The sequence below is a fragment of the Hyphomicrobiaceae bacterium genome (assembly GCA_041397645.1).
Taxonomy (GTDB): domain Bacteria; phylum Pseudomonadota; class Alphaproteobacteria; order Rhizobiales; family Hyphomicrobiaceae; genus Hyphomicrobium_B.
In genome coordinates this window covers 216906-233219 of the sequence record JAWKWE010000006.1, presented here as the reverse complement: position 1 = coordinate 233219, position 16314 = coordinate 216906, and the positions used below count along the sequence as shown (strand labels likewise).

Genomic DNA, 16314 nt, shown 5'->3' with positions numbered 1-16314 from the left:
TAGGTGTAGGTGCCGATGAGGTTGCCCGACTGCGAGCCCGTCTTCAGACGCTACCTGATCCTTGGGTCAATCGAGTTTATAAAAAATTGTTCGACCTCATCGCTCAAATCTCCTTTCTCCTTTATCGACTCAAACTCAGCCCGGGAAATACGCACCCGATATTCGTCCGTTTCCCCGAGCAGTTTTCCCCCCATTATTTTCAGCCGTTCCCCGTAGTTGGACCTCGCAAGGATCCACATTCGGTCTTTGCCGTCGAGTGTGAGTATGCCGATACACGGATTGCACCCATTATCATATTGATACTCGATCCGATTTTGGGTTGGCACTTTTCCCGCGCGGAATATCGCTCCTTGCACCACAGACCATTCGCGTTTGGATTTCTGGTCTTGAGTGAAGAAGTAAAACCAAGTTGTCGCTCCAAAAAGAATGACCAAAAACATAGACAACCGCCATTGCATCGCTATTCGACCCTGGTTGGTTTTTCTCACTTGTTGAAATCGAATAGATTGGGCGGCGGTCCGCCCTTGGGAATGCGCAACGTGCGAGTCGTGCTTCGTTGGATAATCCGGAAAGTGGATGCCGGGAACATGCACCCAACACCACTAAGATCGAATGAAGTGCATCGTCTTAGCGCTTCGAGCGTACGGCAGGCGCACGTGTCAGTGGTGAGCAATGTATCAGGAAGATTGGGTGACAACGTGTTGAGGTAGTCGCGAATGCACTTTTCCTCGTCGGGCGTTGTTGGGAGAATTTGTATGGTTTGATCTCTCTTTCTCGACTGCGAAGTTACGTAATTTGAAGTGCTTGACCCGGGGGGAGTTCTAGTTCCAAAGCTATGAACACCACATTTGGTGCAAGCTAGCGCTGTATGGCCAAACGGATTTCCAGGTACCGGGCCGCCGGTTATCACCGCCGTTTCCAGTCCGTTGAGGTCTACCCCAATTTCCGGCGAACTCCGCCCATACGCAAACACACTCGGGCCATCTATAAACCCCAGCGGGTCGGGCTGGGTGTAGCGGCCGAGGCTGGGATCGTAATGCCTGTGCCAGTTGTAGTGCAAGCCTGCTTCTAACTGGAACCACTGTCCGGGGAAGCGGGCGTTGAGGGTTTCGGCACCTGAGAGCGTGTAGGCGCCGCCGAACGGGCTGTAGAGAGCCGACCAGACGACCGCGCCCGTGGCATCCGTCATCTTCACGGGCCGGTTGAGCTGATCGACGTGCACCATGAGCAGCGCCGGCGTGGTGGCGACGTTGGAGACCACCGCGACCGGACGATCAACGGTCGTGCGTGACCCGCGCGTCGGCGCGATCTCGGCCTCCGGCATCCAGATGTACTCGCGCACGGTTGAGCCCGTCGCATCGAGCTCCGCGATGATATTGCCCCACTGGTCATGAACGAAGTATGTCGTGCCGTTGGCCGAGCCCGAGTTCGTGATCACCCGGGTCGCGAGCTGTTCACGGCCATTGTAGGTGTAGGTGCCGATGAGGTTGCCCGACTGCGACACCGTCTTGAGGCGGTTGGCGTTGTTATAGGTGTAGGCATACGTGACGCCAATTTGGTTGCGCCTTCCGACTCGCGTTCCGCGAGCCGGCCGGAAGGCGCGAAAAGAGTGCGCACGTCGGTGAGGGTGTTGCCGGCTCCATCATAGGTGAAGGCGCGCGGATCGGGCGTTACGGTTGCGCGGATGCGGGTGGGCATCCGAAGCGCCACAAAGGAGAGCGTGTCACACCCTGCAGCAGATTGCTGGTGGAAGGATAACTGTAGGTATCGGTGACCCCGCCGAACGTCTCGCTGGTGCGGTTGCCAACGCCGTCATAGGTCCACGATTGCGAGCCGTAGATCCCGCTGGCACTGTTCAGGCGGTTGGCCGCCGAGTAGCCCAACGACTGGTTGTTGGCGGAGGTGACCGTATCGCCGATCGAGGTGATGTTGAGGTTGTCGGTCCGCCCGAAGGTAAGGCCCATCACGGTCGTGGCGCCGTTCGTCACCGTGCACTGCGATTGCTCGTAGTCCTGGGTGTGCGCGTCGGTCTCTGCCAGGCCGTTGCCGTAGGTCAGAGATTTGATGAGGTTCGAGATCGGCTGATAGGTGACGTTGTCGATGACGGTCACGCTCGAAGCGCCAGAGTTCTGCTTGGTCGAGACCTTGTTGATACGCCCGACGCTATCGCGATCGTAAAGGACGATGCGGCCGGAGCGGTAGGTGATCTGTGTCACCAGATCGGCGGCGGAGTAGAGGTAGGAGACCGTCTTGGCGCTGCCCGCTCCCGTGATCGTGCGGGCGTCGGAGAAAATATTGCCGCGTTGATCGGAGGTGCGAACAATGACGGAATGGCGACGCGATGTTCAGGATCTCGCGAACCCTCCTTCGTCTCCTAATTCCAACCAGTATATTTCTTCTTCTGGCTGGACTCTTGGGGATCTGACATCCGAGGCTATGTGGGACAACGCAAGAATTAGGGCCTGCATTGAATCAACCCCCATGGCATAGCCTTTCTGCGTGCATTGCGGCCAATTGATAGCGTAGCGGCAACAATAATCCTCTCCGTCGAGAACGGGACATTCTACAGAAATCTCGACTGGAGTAGCACCGACGTGCAGCGTCCGTCGAGCGATAATAGTCTTCGTCATGTATTCACCATGTAATAAGAGGTGGAAGCGTCTTGCCGGCACGGCACGCCCCGTATCGAGCGTCGGCGCTATCCCAGCACCTAGATCGGACAGCTTTCTGCGCGTTCGTTCGGTTTGGGAGCAATCTGCAAATACTGAAATCTCGCTCTTGTTGCTTTGCGCAAGGATCATCGTCATCATCATCTCCACCGCCGCCTCCACCGGTATTTGAAGGCTTAAACAACGATAGGCATTGATCAATGATCTTCCGACACTTTTCTGGATAAACGGAGCAATACAGGGCTGTTATAGTGATGGGTATCAAAATTGGGTGCGGCAAGACGATAACTTCTCTCCCATCCTTGTCGACATATCGCTGAGGCGCACCCCGCGCGTAAGCAAACACCCCCGGCCCATCCACAAACCCTAGCGGATCTGGCTGTGTATATCGTCCGATTGTTGGATCGTAATGCCGATGCCAGTTGTAATGCAAGCCGGCTTGCTTGATGCGCCTTCCGACTCGCGTTCCGCGAGCTGGCCGGAAGCGCATTGGCGCGAGTACATCTGGATGCCGGAGGCCGAGATTTCTCCCACGCGCGGGTCACGCACGGGCGCGGATGCGAGTGGGCATCCGAAGCGCCATCAAGTAAGTCGTCTGGTCGGCCCTCTACAGCCCGTTCGGCGGCGCCTATACGCTGTCGGGTTCAGAAACCCTCAACGCCCGCTTCCCCGGGACTTTTGTTGGTCAACACGCGGCAAGCCGGTGTTGAGCGTGATCAGCTCAACCGTCCGGTGAGCGCTGGTGGGCATCCGAAGCGCAAAGAAAAACGGCGCGGATGCGAGTGGGCATCCGAAGCGCCATCAAGTAAGTCGTCTGGTCGGCTCTCTACAGCCCGTTCGGCGGCGCCTACACGCTCTCAGGTGCCGAAACCCTCAACGCCCGCTTCCCCGGACAGTTTTGTTGCTCAACACTCGGCAAGCCGGTGTTGATGTGGTTCCAGATGTTGCGCGCCTTCCGGCCGGCTCGCGGAACGCGAGTCGGAAGGCGCATCAAGCAAGCCGGCTTGCACTACAACTGGCACAGGCATTACGATCCATCGATTGGACGATACACACAGCCAGATCCCCTCGGATTCGTCGATGGGCCGGGGGTGTTTGCTTATGTGAAAAGTTCACCGCATGAGTACATCGATATTGACGGGCGGCAATCGTCCTCACAATCTTTCCCACCGAGTGAGACTAGGGTCTGTTTGAAAGATACCTGTCAAAAGTGCATACGCGCATGCAATGCAGGGAAGACGACGATGGAAAATTTCTGCAGAGTTACACCAATGCCACCCCAGGCGAAGGCGCTTTGTTGGGCAGCTACATATTTGGGCACGGCCGGCTGCCTTGGCTATTGTTACAATAATCACTGTCTCGATGTTCCGCTTTAGTTGGGAGTAGAACAAATGGATGGTAACGCGATTTTGCGTCGCTCGATGTCATTCGCCGGTTCAGACCAGGAAATATTGATAGAGATTGATCAGCCAATCCGTATTGACTCAATGGAGTTCCAATGCGCCATCAGAATAAGTGCGGCAGGACTATTAGCAAAGCAAGCGAGTGCTTTCGGCGTCGATGAGATGCAATCAGTAATGCTAGCATTCGACGCTCTCAGAGGACTTATAGGAGAGGCCTATCCTGGGGCCACATGGTGCGGCCTGCCGGTAGAAATCGCATTTCCACGAGCAATTCCTTATGCTGCTGGCGTCGAAACGTACCGACAACTCGAAACGCTGGTTGATGAGGCGCTACAGGCAAAATTTAACACGACCTGAATACGCTCTGTCTGGTCCGGACTCGGGCTCAACTGTCTTGTGAAGATGACGGATGCCACGGGCGCGGTCGTCTGGTCGGCTCTCTACAGCCCGTTCGGCGGCGCCTACACGTTCTCAGGTGCGGAAACCCTCAACGCCCGCTTCCCCGGACAGTTTTGTTGCTCAACACTCGGCAAGCCGGTGTTGATGTGGTTCCAGATGTTGCGCGCCTTCCGGCCGGCTCGCGGAACGTGAGTCGGAAGGCGCATCAAGCAAGCAGGCTTGCACTACAACTGGCATCGGCATTACGATCCGAGCCTCGGCCGCTACACCCAGCCCGACCCGCTGGGGTTTATAGATGGCCCGAGTGTGTATGCGTATGTCCATAACAGCCCGATATTGCGAGTGGACCCGACGGGACTGGTTGATGAGTGGCTTCCGCCAAACGTTCCCGACCCTCAAATCGACCCACCCTCCACGCCACCAGGTAGCGGGGGCAGCCTAGCTCAGTGCTACTGGTTAAAGCTCCAAACGAAAGTATATTGTAAATGGAGGAATGAAACTTGCCACGGAGACAATGATCAGTGCTCGGATATTGTTGATAAAATTTCCAACGCAGCCAAATGTATACTGGCGCAGTCCCGATTGACCGCAAATTGCTTTGATCCCGAAGATCAAGACCATTGGCAGCGCATCCCTGATGAGGAAAACAAAATCAAAAAGTGCCTCCGAATTGCCAAACAGAAGAAATGCAACATCTGCGTTCAGCTACCAAGTAATTTTATTCCGGATCCTTAAGCGATGATAGACGTAAGTTCTGATGGTCATGCTCTAGCTGTCTGTATTAGGTCCGCATTTTCGGATGTCTTTCGGCCACCTCTTGACGTCAGCATCAAGCGTTCCCACTGGGAGGTCGAAGACATTGCAGCTATGCTGGCTCGGCTAGAAGCACTCGATGCAACGCAAATTTTGGCGAGCGATATCGAAAATTTTCGCAATTCATTATCGGCGTTCACGCCCAAGGGCTTAGCGTTCGTGTTACCCCAGTTTATGTTGTACGCAATCAAGAATCCGTCATCTAGCGTCACTGACTATACAGTCTATCGTCTGTTCAACCTAAAAGATGAAAACGATGGACCAATACTAATATCGCTTTTGAGCTCCGATCAAAAGAGCACCATCTGCAAGTTCTTGAAATTCATTTCGAAGACGATTCCTGATCGTGATGCGATGAGTGATGAGATTGACGGAGCGATAGAGTTTTGGTGCCCTGCAGCCCGGCGTTACGCCAACGGGTAGCGACCGGTGAAAGGCTTGGAGCAGTTCGACGGCTTGCCGGGCTCTTTCGATTGTTGTCCGCGTCGCGTAACCTGGCGCAGGCTTGCATTACAACTGGCACAGGCATTACGATCCTACAATGGGCCGCTACACCCAGCCCGATCCGCTCGGCTTCGTCGATGGACCGGGGGTATATGCGTATGCGGGATCAAGCCCGCCGCAAAATGTCGATATCACGGGCCTTTTCCAGATGTGTCACAGGCCGCTGAGGAACATCGGGTTTACAGGATATCGGCACTGCTATCTGAGGTTCAGCGATGGAACCACCATCGGCTTCGACCCGAACGGAGTGGGTCCCGATGCCGAGCCCGAACACCCGCAAACCCAATGTACCCGCGAACAAGATCCCGAACGGGATAATTGTCTGCGAAATGCGATGAGACGATGTACACAGTACTCGATCGCCAGAAATAACTGTTGCCATTGCGTCCAACGAGCGCTGGACGCTTGTGGCGGAACCGTTCCACCGCAGAGCTTCCCGAACAATTGGCCGTTTAACTGAGTTTTCCAGGACAAGAAATTAGAGATGAGCGATCTGAAAATTTGGCTTGTGGGCCTAATGCTGCTGTTGGTATGGTTTACCTTGGGACTCACATTTGAGAAATGGGCATATGGTGTCGAGGGATATGCGGAAATTGGGCGGAAGAGCCTCTATTTGCTTCCGTTTTTGGCAGCACTTCTAGTTTCTTATTTCTCCGTCGAGCAAGCTACGCTCAAGGCGCTTCTACTGATCGTTCCAATCATTATTTTGGGTCCGCTTGCCAATCTGGTGATAGAGCAACTGGGATATGGAACTGACTTTCCTGGTTTGAAGGGTTTGCAATCAGCATTTCTTATATTTCTCATTACGGCCTTATCTACTGTTGTCCCGGGGATACTGTTGGGGCTTCTAATGAGGAAAATACTCTGAGAGGCCTTCCTTCTTGCCAGCGCGGCCGGATCGGGTACTGCAAATGCAGCGCGAATGCCTCGCCGTGGTGGCGCTGCAAGGATGCGCGAATGGTCTGCAACGACGGCCCACGAAGATCACGCATGCCTCGGGCGCGGTCGCCTGGTCGGCCCTCTATAGTCCCTTCGGCGGCGCCTACACGCTCTCAGGTGCCGAAACCCTCAACGCCCGCTTCCCCGGCCAGTGGTTCCAGTTGGAAGCCGGCTTGCACTACAACTGGCATCGGCATTACGATCCCAGCCTCGGCCGCTACACACAGCCCGATCCGCTGGGGTTTATAGATGGCCCGGGTGTGTATGCTTATGCGCGGAGTGCTCCCAACGCGCTAGTCGATTTCTGGGGATTAGAAACGGCGGTGATCACAGGAGGTGCAGTGCCGGGCAACCCGATGGGTCATACGGCAGTTACCTGCACGAAGTGTGGAACTTATAGCTTTGGCAACAATACGCCATTGGGGTCCAGCGTCTCGAATTACGTGACTTCGCAATCGAAGAAGAGAGACCAAACAATTCAAATTCTGCCGACGACACCCGATGAAGAAAGGTGCATCAGAAACTATTTGAACACTTTGTCGCCGAAACTGCCGCATTGGACAACCGGCGATACTTGCGCATGTCGCACTCTTGAAGCACTCCGGCGTTGCACCAACTTCGACTTATCCGGAATGGGGTGCATGTTTCCAGGTACGGTCTCTAACATTGTAAACCGCAGCACGACCCGCACCATTTACATACCGAAAGATGGTCCTCCACCCAATGTGTTCGAATTTAACAAGTGAGCGCCGGGATGCGGACTTGGCAAATAGCTTTGATAGTTTTTGCAATGGTGGTCATTGCGAGCGTATATGTTTTTGAGCAAGACTACGCTTCCAAAAGAGAGTGGTCTGTTGTGCAGGCCGCAGAGATGGCAGGCCGCAATCAACCTATCCAAGAGCGTATTCAGTATTATAACGATCGTGAATTCGGTTCTGTTATCGGCATACTCGACTTCGAAGGTCGAGGCAGAGTATGGGTTCTCGGCAATGCAAAGTATGGAGAGCGATTGAAGATTCTGCCAACTTTGGCGTCACAAGAAGGTCTACGGGTCCGGATCACACCGACTGAATTCGAGAGCATAAAAGACAAGGTTAGCTTAAGCGACGATGTGAAGGAATTTCTGGCGAACTCGGTACAGACGGGTATTTCCAAACCTTGAGCGGCCACTGAAGATACCGATCGCAGGCTAGGTCAAGCGATGGACCCACCCCCGATGATTAGCAACGCCTGACTCCTCGTGCAGTGCGGGGGGGGGGGCGTACCCGATCGCCGTCGTGGACCTACGACGGCGTGGTGATCCTCCGGAAGGCACCCAATGCTTTGAAGTCAGTAGTCCCACTGAGGGACCCCATGGAGGAATGAAAGTTCATTACCACATACATGAAATGCAGCGAGGTCCGTGGACGGGTAACAAATGCGAGTGGCGGCGCTGACCTGCTCCAGGGTTTTCGGGCCAGGGATTACTTGAGAGACTGCGAAGCCGACCATCAAAGTAGTTTAATGCGCCTCATTTCTCACTCCCGCGATGAGCATCAAGAATGCTGCGTCGTGACTATCAGTTGGCGAATGAACTCCAGCTTTGTCCTCAGCGGACGAGCGACGGCAGTTCCTGGTCCCAGGTCATGCCCTCGCCGAGAATAGTGATGGTACGGACGTTCCGTGATTGGTCGGCAATGCTTTCTTGGGGGCACGCATTTGTAAGAAGCCATTTCCGGTTCTCATTGCGAACTATTCACCAAATCTTCATAGGGCGGTAAGCCTCGTTATCCTAGCAATGGTTCATTGTCACAGTTTCCAAGGCGCGTCTGGCATCTGTGACTGGGTTGGAAGTCCCTAAACTTTCGAAGCCGTGACGAGGACAACGTAACGTCTGATTGCCACCGCGAGACGGTGTCTCGTCACGGCTGACCGTCTGTCCTGTGGATCTGCCCCCAAATGAAAGGCACCCTGATCACCCAATTACGCAGGGATCAGGGTGCCCCCGCCACAGCCGTTTCCCCGGGGGGAGTGCGGTTCTGCAGCGGAGGCCATTATGGCAGGGGGACGGCAAGATACTAGTCATGACATCACTATGTATAGAATTTGAAGCTGTATCTCTTGCCATGGATGACAATGTCTCTTTGAACGAGAACCCGACCCAGCGTCAGTCGATGGCGTGCATAGACGTTTTTTCTGGATTTTGGATGGAGTTCGAATATGTGGGTCGGTTCCCCGAACGCCTGCCCGACAGCTTTATTTACCAAAGAGTCGAATGCATCTAACGATATGAAGTCGGGATCACCGCTCAAGAACGATTGAACGCAGGGCGTATCGCGCAGCGCGATATATTCACGAGAAACAGAACTCTCAAACCACGTATTCTCAGCTCGCAAGCTCTGATGAAATGTTTTAATCATGGCATCTCCCCAAGCCCACATTCCCATCATCGTGGTTCCCGGGTTAGGTCCAAGAGAGGCGAAGAAAGATTCGCGACGCTCGTGATATTGGGCTGGCGTCAGCATTATTGGCATCGCGCGGCCGCCCAGCTCACCTCCAAAGGCCGTCCTGACCACAGTCGGTGGTAACTCGAGTGCCTCAGGCAGTCTTTGAATAAGCGTGCGGCGGGTGTGATCGCCGAAGGTGCTGTTGACCTGTGTGCATTTTTCGATAGCCGAGACGATGCAGAAACTCAGCCTCAGTCAACCCAAGATCATTGAGCCGTGAGCGTATCAACGATTCTATTGGCGAGATTTGCTTCGGCATTTTGCCCTCTTCGTTGCCACTGTTGTGACCGCATCCCGCTTTCGCGGCTCCACCTTGCCAGGGTTGGCAGGTTGGCTCGGACTTAATGTCCGTCTCTTGATGCTGTGCGAAACGCGTTACGTCCCGCACTTCCAGAAACATGACGTCGGCTAGCAATTTCTTCAAGGCCCGACGCTTGATGCAACGGGATACGTCAGGGTGCATGGGATTGAGTTGCCATTGCGCGTCGAATGACACCTGAGCGTTGACCTGCTGAACAGATCCGTCTCAGCGGGGACAGTGTTTCAATCTCTCTGCATTCTTGATACTGGCAATTTCATTGCGCTCTGCATCGGACAACGGCACTTGTTTAATGTCGTCGTACTTGCACCCGGAATTGCCGAATTGCGAGATCGCGCGTGATGTTTTGAAACAGTACCCTTCCGCCTTGAAGATGGCGTTACGTGCCTGCCAAAGGTCCGCGCAAGTGAAAGAGCCAAAGTCTCGACGTTCCGTGACATCAGTCTCTCGACCCTCGGTCTCGTCACCGGGTGTCAGGATTAGAACTTCCAGATTTTGCTTGGGGACAAAGTCCGTTGCGGTGATCTCAAATCTCGTCGGAGTGATTTTTGTTACGCCGTCGCCGCAGAAGCTCACCAGATTGCGAGGTGAACCTTTATCCACAACGAGGCGGAAGCGGCGAATTGGAGATGCCCAATTTGCGCCCGTCGTGAGGATGTATTCGACATTTAACTCTCCGAACCGCGGATAGTCTTCGCCGGGCTTGATGGAGCGGTTGACCGCGTCGATCAATGACCGCTCTACGCAGTACTTTTTGTAGTCCTCTCGGATATCAGCGTTCGTTGGTATGTGGTGAATGCTCGTCATCACAGATCCGCCCGCAATCGGCTTGTAGCGATGGCTGATCTCGATCGTGCGACCCTTCGGGAATGTCTGCTGCCAGTAGAAGACCGTCTTGAGTTTCCAAAGCGGCTGATTGTTTTCATCCAATAGGTTTTCCCGTCGCATTTCATCGAGAACGCTTTTGCTGGCGGCGTTAATGACGCTGCTAGCTTGATAAGGGTTCAGCGGCATTCCTAGCCTTTTCAGCTCCTCCGTTTTGTCGACGCCCTGAACGTTAGATTTCAGCTCTACGTCGGCCTCAATCCGCCGACCTTCAACAAGAGTTACGAAGTCGACGAAGTTCACGGAGTCTGGCGATGGAATTCCGACGTCGGCGTCGGCCTGATATTCAATCTCAGGCAGGGGAAACGCGACCAGAGAAGTGACGTCGTGGCTAGATCGATTGTAAAATTTGTAGTCAACAATGATTTGTTCGCGAGACACGAAAAGGTCTTCGGAGGTCATCTCGACATCATCATTTTTCGAAAAGATGAGTCCTCCAGCACCAAGCTCAGCGGTGCTGTCATTAGCTTTGAGTGTATTGGGTGAGAGTGTGGCTGCTGCGCTCAGTAGAGCCAAGACTACAACACAGCGTTTCATCATCATTGCATTCCAGATCTGCACTAGTTGATGGGATTAGGTCTCAGGCGAAAAAAAGAGCCGCAGGTTTGCGGCCCTAGTCTAGGGAGGAAACGCCCATGCGGGCAGCCACGGAAAGAAGCCCGCCGTGGCACGGGAGCTCATCGAAAAGTGCGGCCCAAATAACCGCAACATATCAGAAACTAATGAATTCCTGGCCAAGCTCATTAAAACGCCATTGGCGAAGCTTGGCACCCCATTTCAATTTCGGCGGTTATTATCGAACGGGGCAAAAGTGGCATCAAGACGTCGTTGAATGTGGATCCGCACCGAAATTTGAGATTGAGCGATCAAATATTATTTCGAAGCTAATTCTCCATTAGACCATAATGGGTTAGGTGCTTGACTTCGGAGCTGGTCGGCGCAGACTTAACCTGGGGTTAGGCGGGTAGGGTGCTACGTGTCCATATTGGGTGCGTCGCATGAAAGTTATTGAGTACGCGAGCTGGGAGCCACAGGTCTGTGCTGCTCCGACGGCCGATAATTCGGTTCGCGCTCCCAAACAAGAGTCTCAATTCCAAGGTGCGCTTCGGCGGCATGTTCCCAAAGGCACGATGCTCTTTCGCAGCGGAGAGCCGCGTCAACTATACGTGGTCGAGACCGGTGCCCTTTGCCATTACAGCCCTTCGACGCTGGGACAGTACGACATCATTGAGTTTGCATTCCCCGGCGACATCATAGGATTGGGGTCGCTCGGAAAACACGTAAGTACCGCAGCAGCCATAGCAGACACCTATGTACGCGCTATCAGTGAAGCCGAACTTGAGGATGCGTTGGCGAATGATGACCAATTGTTCTTCAGGTTGGCTGAGGCGAAAGAGCGTGAATTCAAATATCTGAAGGACACGTCGCTGAATGCCGATTTGCCGTCTCCGATCCAACGGGTCGCAAATTACTTGGCTGCGGTATCCGGTATCAATTCTTCTGAAGGTCGTGATCCGCTTGTCGTGAGTGAGGACATGTCGTCGGGCTATGTGGCGAAACAACTCCAGTTGGATATCGATGCAGTCTCCGATGCCTTAGTGAGGCTTCAGCAGAGCGGACTGATAAACGTGTCAGATGCAGAGCTACGCATTTTAGACATGGCTGCACTTGAGGAATTGGCTTCCGAGCCCAGACGAGATCGGTCTAATTTCAGTCGTGCACATCCAAACCGCGGTCTCTACGAGAGTCGTGATCGGTCTAACAATCCCAGATAGCGAGCCTGCAGTGATGGGTCACCACCGACGGCGGGGACCCCAGCCCGCGCGGTGCCAGCCGTTAAAGCGCGGTCCCCAGCGATAAGGATAGTACCCGGCCGGATAGCGGGGGTAGGCGCGGTAAACGGGGTAGGGTGCATAGTACGGATATGGCCGGTAAGCGCGACGCGGATGGATCGTCACGACGGTCGCGTCATCATCGTAATAACCCGGATCGTAGTACCGGGGTGTTACGTAAACGACGACGGGTGGCCGTGGCGGAACCCTCTCGACGTACGCATCTGGTTCGTCGTAGACCTCATCCAAATCGGCTGCGCGCACTGTTGTCGAAGCAAAGCTCGCGATTGCAACTGCCGTAAAGGCGCAAATGAATGATTTCATATCAGTCCTCCCAGCTTGTCCTCAGCAATTGAACTCCAACGAGTTTGAACGGTAGCTGAACGCTTAGTCAGAGACCGAAGATAGCCCACTTCTGCTCAACGTCGGTAATATCTGTATTAATTTCCAATAGCACCGTTTGTTCCGGATCGTGGCCACGAGGTGCGGGGTCGGAGAAATTTAACAGCCGGGTAATGACAAAGTCGCGTTCGCTTGCCGACGCGACTGAGCCAAAGAAATAGATAAAGCCGAATATTTTAACGTCAGAACTCAACCTCAAGTTCGACGATCTCGTCTGGTTCGGCAATGGCGGCGTCGGTCCATTCTTTCATCAGCGGCCAATCGAGTATGCGATCGCAATATGCGGCAAGCTCAGTCGGCAGCGCCACGCTATAGGTATGAAAGCGCGTGCAGACCGGGGCATACATTGCGTCGGCGATCGTCAAGTTGCCGAACAGATAGGGGCCGCCGTATTTTCCAAGGCACTCTGACCAGATCTCCTTGATCCTTTCGACGTCAGGCCGCGCGCCGGAAAAGATTTTGAAAGACGAGTGCCGTGACTTGAGATTCATCGGCAAGGCTGAGCGCAGATTGTAAAACCCCGAATGAATTTCACCGGAGACAGCGCGGCAATGGGCGCGCACAGCTTGATCTGCGGGGAGCAAGTGGGCTTCGGGTGCAATCTCGGCGACGTATTCGGCGATCGCAAGTGTGTCCCAAACAGTAACATCGCCATGCGTCAGGCGTGGTACGCGGACCGAAGGAGAAAGCAGCAGAAGCTCTTGGCGCGCCTCGGCGTCTTCCGGCGCGATGGGCTTTTCCACGAATTCCAGCCCCGCCATCTTACAGAGCAGCCAGCCGCGAAGGGACCATGATGAATAGTTCTTCGACGATATGGTCAACGTCGCGGTGGCCTTGGTCATGCGCAATTCCTGTTCAAACTGACCTAATATTCATCTCGCAGCGCAACAAGTCTTGCACTATCATCCGTCCGAGACAAGCGCTTGGTAATTCGCCTAAATTTTGGGCTGACGGAGAAGAGACTGCTAAATGCTTTATCAAACCTATCAGCTTCACGACGACTTCTATGCCGCAATGCGGCAGGCTGCGACCCACATGCGCGCGATGTCGTCGGACCATTTTTGGCCGTTCGTCGGGACCGCGAGGAAGCACTTCGACGCCGGGCTTGAAATGGTCGAGAGGTTGAAGTTGACGCACGTGCGTCCAGAGTTCGCTATCCGCGAGGTGATGGTAGGCAATGCGCTGGTCGAGGTGAAAGAAGAGGTCGCCCTTGATCTTCCGTTCGGTCAGCTTTTGCACTTTGCCAAGGACGTAGACACACCTCAGCCGCGCGTCCTCGTAATTGCGCCGCTCTCGGGTCATTTCGCGACATTGCTCAGCAAGACCGTTCAGACGCTTCTGAGCGACCATGATGTCTACATCACGGATTGGGTGAATGCGCGAGACGTTCCGCTTGATGCCGGGCGCTTCGGTGTCGAAGACTACGTTGACTATATTATCCGCTTCATCGAAGAAATTGGGCCGGGGTGTCATCTCCTCGCAGTCTGTCAGCCCTGTGTTCAGGCGCTCATTGCGGCTGCCGTCATGTCAGCCGATAATCATCCGGCCACGCCGCGTTCCATGACGCTGATGGCCGGACCGATCGATCCGCGGGAAAGCCCAACAGCCGTCAACGAGTTGGCCAACGACAAGCCCCTGGCGTGGTTCAAAACGGTCGTCACCAGCGTCGTTCCTGATCGCTTTAAGGGGGCAGGGCGGCGCGTTTATCCCGGCTTCGTTCAGCTTTCCAGCTTCGTTGCGATGAACCTCGAGCGGCACAGGGCTGCCCACCAGAAGCTTTATGAACACCTGGCCGCAGGCGAAACTGCAGAAGCAGAAAAGATCAAGACGTTCTACGACGAATATTTTGCGGTGCTCGATCTCACCGAGGAATTTTATGTCGAGACGATAGACAGGGTCTTTCAGAAGGCGGAACTGGCGACCGGCAGCTTCACGCATCGTGGCCGCAAGGTGGATCCGGGCGTGATCCGAAAAACAGCCTTGCTGACAGTCGAAGGCGGGCGTGACGACATCTGCGCACTCGGGCAGACCTCAGCCGCGCATGACCTTTGCTCTTCACTGAGGCCTCACCTCAAGCGCCACCATCTACAAGCCAACGTCGGTCACTACGGAACCTTCAACGGCAAGCGATGGGAGAAAGAAATCTATCCGGTGGTGCGCTCTTTCATCTTGTCGATGGAGTAGCCATCGGTTCGTTCCGGCCTGGGCGAAAACATACAGCCTGAACTCGAAGCTGATGGTTCAGTAGTTCCAGACGAGAATGAGTTCGTAACCGTCGTCGAACCTTGTCGTTGTGCCCGTGCTGTCGGTGACATTCCATTTGACGTATTCTGCGTAGGCAGTCACGCCCTTGGAAATCTGGAATGTAAGCCCGGGATTGAAAATGTACTGATGACCCGACGGGTTGTCGTCCCAGCCTTCAGAATAATTGACGCGCGCGGAGACTGGGCCAAGCGTATAATTGAAGCCTACTTCGACGCTTTCCTGCTTATCGCTCGGTCCGCCGGAGACGTACCTTGCCGGGGTGATGGCGCCGTGAGAGTTTGTGTATTGCCCGTAAACACTAAGGTTGTTCCAAGTGTAGGTAAGATCGACAGCAAAAGCCGTCTGTCTTGAATCGACGTTTGGAAAACCGGCGTGGTCGATTTCTCGCGTTAGAGCGGAAAGCCCAAGTTTGATCTTGGTGTCGTCATTCAGGGTCCATTGTGGGACAAGGCGAACGTTGAAAGTATTGCGCTCGCTAAGTGGCGGCGACGCTTCAGCGTTCGCGTCGGCGAAGGCACCGCTCACGCGATCGTCGATGATGAAGTATTGAAGCGTGCTGGCGACGCTAAACTTGTTCGATACGTTCCAGTTGCGATCCCAGCTGAAACCCCATGCGGGATTCGATCGATATCCATCGAAGAACGGTACGGCTTCCCACCAGCTATTGTCCCAAGGGATGCCGAATTCCTGCACAATCTGTCCGGCCTTGAATCGTCCCACGCTGGTTTTGGCGTAGGCGTAGGTTTCGTAGGTCCATATCGTGTCGTTATAGAAACTGCGAAGCTTGTCACCGCTGTCACGAAAGCGCGTTTGGTTGTGGAAGCCTATTTCGTCCACGATCCCGTTGCCCTCAACCTTCATCGAAGGGTCGAACGCGACGAAGTAGTAGTATGTGCCCCGCAGCCCTGGCAGGCCGTAGCCGTTGCCGTACAGGTGGTCACCGGCATCGATGTGCCACCAGTGTTGTGCGCCAAAACTTATGGGGATGTGATTGTCCGCCTTCCACTGTTGCACTCTGTCGTAAGATGCATCCAGGGCGTTACCAGCGCCCCAGAAAAAAGCTGCGAGCGTTCCTGTATCAGCGAAAGACGGCGTTGATCGAACGGGCGCAACCGTGTCAGCCAAGGCGCTGGTCAAATTGGCAGACGTGGCGAGCAGGAAGACGCCGACCATGTATCGGCATCCGGTCAAGCTTCGACAAGCTGGGGTTCCAGGCTTGACGTTCCTAACCAATTTCTCCCCCTGTCGCGGTTCATCGAGATTGCGTGTTTGGCAACCCTAGCTGAATCGCGGACGGTTGGGAGGGCGGGAGCGCCACAGTCTTGGGCACCAATGGTCTTATACAACTTCAGGCATTCGCGTGCGCACGGCGTGCCGCCGTCGCGAAGCAAAGCTCAA

General features: G+C 54.6%; 18 protein-coding genes and 1 riboswitch. Of the genes, 9 read left to right on the top strand and 9 right to left on the bottom strand.

The annotated features are described in order from the left end of the window. Positions 1 to 50: 50 nt before the first annotated feature. The 4 genes from R3D51_17040 to R3D51_17025 all read right to left on the bottom strand — a co-directional run bounded on the left by R3D51_17040 (position 51) and on the right by R3D51_17025 (position 2870). Entirely contained in the window at positions 51 to 488 is a 438-nt protein-coding gene (locus R3D51_17040) for a hypothetical protein (protein ID MEZ5901188.1), read from the bottom strand. Further along, on the bottom strand, positions 485 to 1504 hold the full coding sequence (locus tag R3D51_17035) for an RHS repeat-associated core domain-containing protein (GenBank protein MEZ5901187.1): 1020 nt from the start codon (positions 1502 to 1504) through the stop codon (positions 485 to 487). Before R3D51_17035 ends, R3D51_17040 begins: the two co-directional genes overlap by 4 nt. A gap of 166 nt (positions 1505 to 1670) precedes the next feature. After that, on the bottom strand, positions 1671 to 2216 hold the full coding sequence (locus tag R3D51_17030) for a hypothetical protein (protein MEZ5901186.1): 546 nt from the start codon (positions 2214 to 2216) through the stop codon (positions 1671 to 1673). Between the two features lie 129 nt (positions 2217 to 2345). Continuing rightward, positions 2346 to 2870 (bottom strand): hypothetical protein, encoded by a 525-nt coding sequence (locus R3D51_17025; protein ID MEZ5901185.1) that lies wholly within the window; start codon positions 2868 to 2870, stop codon positions 2346 to 2348. A 1190-nt stretch (positions 2871 to 4060) separates the two neighbouring features. Here R3D51_17025 and R3D51_17020 point away from each other — a divergent pair. The 7 genes from R3D51_17020 to R3D51_16990 all read left to right on the top strand — a co-directional run bounded on the left by R3D51_17020 (position 4061) and on the right by R3D51_16990 (position 7889). Next, a complete protein-coding gene (locus R3D51_17020) occupies positions 4061 to 4429 on the top strand; it encodes a hypothetical protein (GenBank protein MEZ5901184.1) in 369 nt (122 codons plus the stop codon). A gap of 45 nt (positions 4430 to 4474) precedes the next feature. Further along, positions 4475 to 4663: a hypothetical protein gene (locus R3D51_17015; GenBank protein MEZ5901183.1), complete on the top strand. Its 189-nt coding sequence runs from the start codon at positions 4475 to 4477 to the stop codon at positions 4661 to 4663. A 546-nt stretch (positions 4664 to 5209) separates the two neighbouring features. Next, positions 5210 to 5707 carry a DUF6714 family protein gene (locus tag R3D51_17010; GenBank protein ID MEZ5901182.1) on the top strand — a complete coding sequence of 166 codons (498 nt, stop codon included), beginning with the start codon at positions 5210 to 5212 and terminating at the stop codon, positions 5705 to 5707. 82 nt (positions 5708 to 5789) lie between these two features. Then, the gene (locus R3D51_17005) at positions 5790 to 6248 is read left to right on the top strand and encodes an RHS repeat-associated core domain-containing protein (protein ID MEZ5901181.1); all 459 of its coding nucleotides are present in this window, start codon (positions 5790 to 5792) and stop codon (positions 6246 to 6248) included. Between the two features lie 24 nt (positions 6249 to 6272). Further along, the gene (locus R3D51_17000) at positions 6273 to 6656 is read left to right on the top strand and encodes a hypothetical protein (protein MEZ5901180.1); all 384 of its coding nucleotides are present in this window, start codon (positions 6273 to 6275) and stop codon (positions 6654 to 6656) included. Between the two features lie 43 nt (positions 6657 to 6699). Further along, positions 6700 to 7473 (top strand): RHS repeat-associated core domain-containing protein, encoded by a 774-nt coding sequence (locus R3D51_16995; protein ID MEZ5901179.1) that lies wholly within the window; start codon positions 6700 to 6702, stop codon positions 7471 to 7473. An 8-nt stretch (positions 7474 to 7481) separates the two neighbouring features. Further along, entirely contained in the window at positions 7482 to 7889 is a 408-nt protein-coding gene (locus R3D51_16990; protein MEZ5901178.1) for a hypothetical protein, read from the top strand. 910 nt (positions 7890 to 8799) lie between these two features. Here R3D51_16990 and R3D51_16985 read toward each other — a convergent pair. Next, a complete protein-coding gene (locus R3D51_16985; GenBank protein MEZ5901177.1) occupies positions 8800 to 9231 on the bottom strand; it encodes a hypothetical protein in 432 nt (143 codons plus the stop codon). 240 nt (positions 9232 to 9471) lie between these two features. Next, a riboswitch (SAM-I-IV-variant riboswitch) is annotated at positions 9472 to 9580 on the bottom strand. A gap of 159 nt (positions 9581 to 9739) precedes the next feature. Continuing rightward, on the bottom strand, positions 9740 to 10954 hold the full coding sequence (locus tag R3D51_16980) for a DUF4424 family protein (protein MEZ5901176.1): 1215 nt from the start codon (positions 10952 to 10954) through the stop codon (positions 9740 to 9742). A gap of 461 nt (positions 10955 to 11415) precedes the next feature. Between R3D51_16980 and R3D51_16975 the strand changes: the two genes are divergently transcribed. After that, entirely contained in the window at positions 11416 to 12192 is a 777-nt protein-coding gene (locus tag R3D51_16975) for a Crp/Fnr family transcriptional regulator (protein ID MEZ5901175.1), read from the top strand. 18 nt (positions 12193 to 12210) lie between these two features. Here the strand turns inward: R3D51_16975 and R3D51_16970 are convergent, their stop codons facing one another. Together R3D51_16970 and R3D51_16965 are read right to left on the bottom strand one after the other, a co-directional pair. After that, positions 12211 to 12573 (bottom strand): hypothetical protein, encoded by a 363-nt coding sequence (locus tag R3D51_16970; protein MEZ5901174.1) that lies wholly within the window; start codon positions 12571 to 12573, stop codon positions 12211 to 12213. 260 nt (positions 12574 to 12833) lie between these two features. Then, the gene (locus R3D51_16965) at positions 12834 to 13493 is read right to left on the bottom strand and encodes a glutathione S-transferase family protein (protein ID MEZ5901173.1); all 660 of its coding nucleotides are present in this window, start codon (positions 13491 to 13493) and stop codon (positions 12834 to 12836) included. A 127-nt stretch (positions 13494 to 13620) separates the two neighbouring features. Here R3D51_16965 and phaZ point away from each other — a divergent pair, with 127 nt between their 5' ends. Next, positions 13621 to 14835 carry a polyhydroxyalkanoate depolymerase gene (gene phaZ, locus R3D51_16960; GenBank protein MEZ5901172.1) on the top strand — a complete coding sequence of 405 codons (1215 nt, stop codon included), beginning with the start codon at positions 13621 to 13623 and terminating at the stop codon, positions 14833 to 14835. Between the two features lie 57 nt (positions 14836 to 14892). On the opposite strand, the gene R3D51_16955 is transcribed toward phaZ, so the two are convergent. Then, the gene (locus R3D51_16955) at positions 14893 to 16089 is read right to left on the bottom strand and encodes a hypothetical protein (protein ID MEZ5901171.1); all 1197 of its coding nucleotides are present in this window, start codon (positions 16087 to 16089) and stop codon (positions 14893 to 14895) included. Positions 16090 to 16314 lie beyond the last annotated feature (225 nt).

Coding starts and splice junctions, on each gene's coding strand:
- R3D51_16995 (MEZ5901179.1), top strand. CDS start 6,700: ATGCAGCGCGAATGCCTCGCCGTGGTGGCGCTGCAAGGATGCGCGAAT.
- R3D51_16985 (MEZ5901177.1), bottom strand. CDS start 9,231: ATGCTGACGCCAGCCCAATATCACGAGCGTCGCGAATCTTTCTTCGCC.
- R3D51_16980 (MEZ5901176.1), bottom strand. CDS start 10,954: ATGAAACGCTGTGTTGTAGTCTTGGCTCTACTGAGCGCAGCAGCCACA.
- R3D51_17010 (MEZ5901182.1), top strand. CDS start 5,210: ATGATAGACGTAAGTTCTGATGGTCATGCTCTAGCTGTCTGTATTAGG.
- R3D51_16975 (MEZ5901175.1), top strand. CDS start 11,416: ATGAAAGTTATTGAGTACGCGAGCTGGGAGCCACAGGTCTGTGCTGCT.
- R3D51_16970 (MEZ5901174.1), bottom strand. CDS start 12,573: ATGAAATCATTCATTTGCGCCTTTACGGCAGTTGCAATCGCGAGCTTT.
- R3D51_17015 (MEZ5901183.1), top strand. CDS start 4,475: ATGACGGATGCCACGGGCGCGGTCGTCTGGTCGGCTCTCTACAGCCCG.
- R3D51_16965 (MEZ5901173.1), bottom strand. CDS start 13,493: ATGACCAAGGCCACCGCGACGTTGACCATATCGTCGAAGAACTATTCA.
- R3D51_17020 (MEZ5901184.1), top strand. CDS start 4,061: ATGGATGGTAACGCGATTTTGCGTCGCTCGATGTCATTCGCCGGTTCA.
- R3D51_16990 (MEZ5901178.1), top strand. CDS start 7,482: ATGCGGACTTGGCAAATAGCTTTGATAGTTTTTGCAATGGTGGTCATT.
- phaZ (MEZ5901172.1), top strand. CDS start 13,621: ATGCTTTATCAAACCTATCAGCTTCACGACGACTTCTATGCCGCAATG.
- R3D51_17000 (MEZ5901180.1), top strand. CDS start 6,273: ATGAGCGATCTGAAAATTTGGCTTGTGGGCCTAATGCTGCTGTTGGTA.
- R3D51_16955 (MEZ5901171.1), bottom strand. CDS start 16,089: ATGGTCGGCGTCTTCCTGCTCGCCACGTCTGCCAATTTGACCAGCGCC.